The organism is Mesorhizobium sp. (assembly GCF_041661565.1).
In the GTDB taxonomy this organism is placed as follows: domain Bacteria; phylum Pseudomonadota; class Alphaproteobacteria; order Rhizobiales; family Rhizobiaceae; genus Mesorhizobium.
Genome location: NZ_JBAZUD010000269.1, coordinates 1 through 2,569, shown reverse-complemented (window position 1 = coordinate 2,569; position 2,569 = coordinate 1). Strand labels below are relative to the sequence as shown.

3 protein-coding genes are annotated in these 2,569 nt (G+C 63.3%); all 3 read right to left on the bottom strand.

Annotated features, from left to right (window positions below; genetic code table 11):
• The coding region (locus WC739_RS25385; RefSeq protein WP_372955737.1) for a 2-oxo acid dehydrogenase subunit E2 at positions 1-1,169 on the bottom strand (1,169 nt) is incomplete at its 3' end.
• Between the two features lie 9 nt (positions 1,170-1,178).
• Positions 1,179-1,472, bottom strand: a complete 294-nt coding sequence (locus tag WC739_RS25380) for a DUF5076 domain-containing protein (protein WP_372955736.1) — start codon at positions 1,470-1,472, stop codon at positions 1,179-1,181.
• 4 nt (positions 1,473-1,476) lie between these two features.
• Positions 1,477-2,569, bottom strand: a 1,093-nt coding sequence (locus WC739_RS25375; protein WP_372955735.1) for a pyruvate dehydrogenase complex E1 component subunit beta, incomplete at its 5' end; no start/stop codon positions are given.

Genomic DNA, 2,569 nt, shown 5'->3' with positions numbered 1-2,569 from the left:
TCTTCCGGCTTCAGCTTGCGGCTGCGCGCGCGGCTGGCCAGATCCTTCATCTCGTTGGAGATGGTCGACAGCGTCTTTTCATCCGCATGCCGAATGATCGGCGTGATCAGCCCGCCCGGGATCGACACCGCGACGCCGACATCGGCATGCTTGTGCTTGACCATGGCGCTTTCGGTCCACGAGGCATTGGCATCGGGCACCGCCTTCAGCGCCATGGCAAGGGCCTTGATCACCATGTCGTTGACCGACAGCTTGTAGGCCGGCGCCTCGCCCTTGTCGGTCTTCTTCATGGGCGCTGCCGCATTGATCTGCGTGCGCAGTGCCAGCAGTACATCGAGTTCGCAGTCGAGCGTCAGGTAGAAATGCGGGATGGTGGTCTTGGCCTCGACCAGGCGCCGCGCGATGGTCTTGCGCATGTTGTCATGCGGGACAAGCTCGTAGGAGCCTTCCTCGAACAGCTTCAGCACCTGATCGTCCGACATCGCCTTCACGGCAGGGGCTGGCGTGGCTGCCGGCGCGCCGGCCGGAGCCTTGGCCGCGGGTTCAGCCTTCGCGGCAGCTGCCGCATTGGCGCCGCCGCTGGCAATTGCCGCATCGACATCGGCCTTCACCACGCGGCCGTGCGGACCGGTGCCTGACACGGCAGACACATCGACGCCGGCTTCCCTGGCAATGCGCCGGGCAAGCGGCGAAGCGAAGGTGCGGGTTTCACCCGGTGATTGGCTGATCTCCCCCCTCGTGGGGGAGATGGCCGGCAGGCCAGAGGGGGGCGCGACAGGCTCGGACGTCGGCGGGGCAGCGCCCCCCTCTGTCGGCTTCGCCGACATCTCCCCCACGGGTGGGGAGATGGGCGCCTTGTCCTGCTTGGCCTCGGCTTTCGCCGGTGCGGCATCACCGCCGCTCTTCGCCGCGGCAGCCGCATCCTCGCCTTCGGCGGCAAGCACCGCGATCAAAGCGTTGACCTTGACGCCCTCCGTGCCGGCTGGAACAACGAGCTTCGCGACCGTGCCCTCATCGACGGCCTCGACCTCCATCGTCGCCTTGTCGGTCTCGATCTCGGCGATGACATCGCCCGGCGAAACCTTGTCGCCCTCTTTGACCAGCCACTTGGAAAGATTGCCCTCTTCCATCGTGGGCGAGAGCGCCGGCATGGTGATGTTGATTGGCATTTTTCCTCCTCAGTTCCGCCCGGTTAGCGAACGGTGCTGGATATTGAACTGGTCCGACATTCTGCCACGATAGCCTTCTTCCAACGCCTGAAGCGTTTCAATTTCAGGGATACCATCCTGTTCCCGTCTCATCCTGGCTATGTGCATACCGACGTCAGCGAGCACCATGCCCCAGTTGTGAGTGTTTGGTCCAAAGAGGTCTTGCATCGTGACGACCGCGTCCGAACCAATCCAGACGCGGAGTATCTCATCGAATTCGCTATTCTCGACGACCACCGCGGGAACTTCTAGTTCGCGCGACATCTCGTTAACCCCGGTACGTCACAGCTTTCACCGCCTCGATGACTTCACCGACATTGGGCAACGCCAGCTTTTCGAGGTTCGCCGCGTATGGCATCGGCACATCCTTGCCAGCGATGGTGATCACCGGGGCATCGAGGAAGTCGAACGCCCGCTGCGAAACCTGGTTGGCGATGTGGTCGCCGACCGAGTTCTGCGGATACCCCTCCTCCACGACCACAAGGCGGTTTGTCTTTTTGACAGAGGCGATGATGGTGTCGAAATCGAGCGGCCGGATCGTGCGCAGGTCGATGATCTCGGCATCGATGCCCAGGCCGCGCAGCTCGGCTTCGGCCTTCACCGCATAGGTCATGCCGATGCCGAACGAAACGATCGTAACGTCCTTGCCTTGCTTGTGGATGCGCGCCTTGCCGATCGGCAGCACGAAATCATCCAGCTTCGGCACGTCGAACGACTGGCCGTAGAGGATCTCGTTCTCGAGGAAGATGATTGGGTTGGGATCGCGGATCGCGGCCTTGAGCAAGCCCTTGGCGTCGGCGGCGGTATAGGGCATCACCACCTTCAGCCCGGGAATGTGGCTGTACCATGCGGCGTAGCACTGCGAATGCTGGGCGGCGACGCGGGCGGCGGCCCCGTTCGGCCCGCGAAACACGATCGGCGCGCCCATCTGGCCGCCGGACATGTAAAGGGTCTTGGCGGCCGAGTTGATGATCTGGTCGATTGCCTGCATGGCGAAGTTGAAGGTCATGAACTCGACGATCGGCTTCAGGCCGGCCATCGCCGCGCCGACGCCGACGCCGGCAAAGCCGTGTTCGGTGATCGGCGTATCGACAACGCGCCGGGGCCCGAACTCCTGCAGCAACCCTTGCGTAATCTTGTAGGCGCCTTGGTATTCGGCGACCTCCTCGCCCATGACGAACACGTCGCCGTCACGGCGCATTTCCTCGGCCATCGCGTCGCGCAACGCTTCGCGCACCGTGGTCGAAACCATCTCGGTGCCAGCAGGAATGTCCGGATCGGCGGCGATCTCGGTTTTTGGCGCGGCTGCCACGGGTGTAGGGGCAGGCTTTTCAGCCTGCTTTTCATCCGCCGGGGCTTTT

Excerpts from the sequence above, each read along its gene's own strand:
- WC739_RS25380 (WP_372955736.1), bottom strand. The coding sequence starts at position 1,472 with ATGTCGCGCGAACTAGAAGTTCCCGCGGTGGTCGTCGAGAATAGCGAA.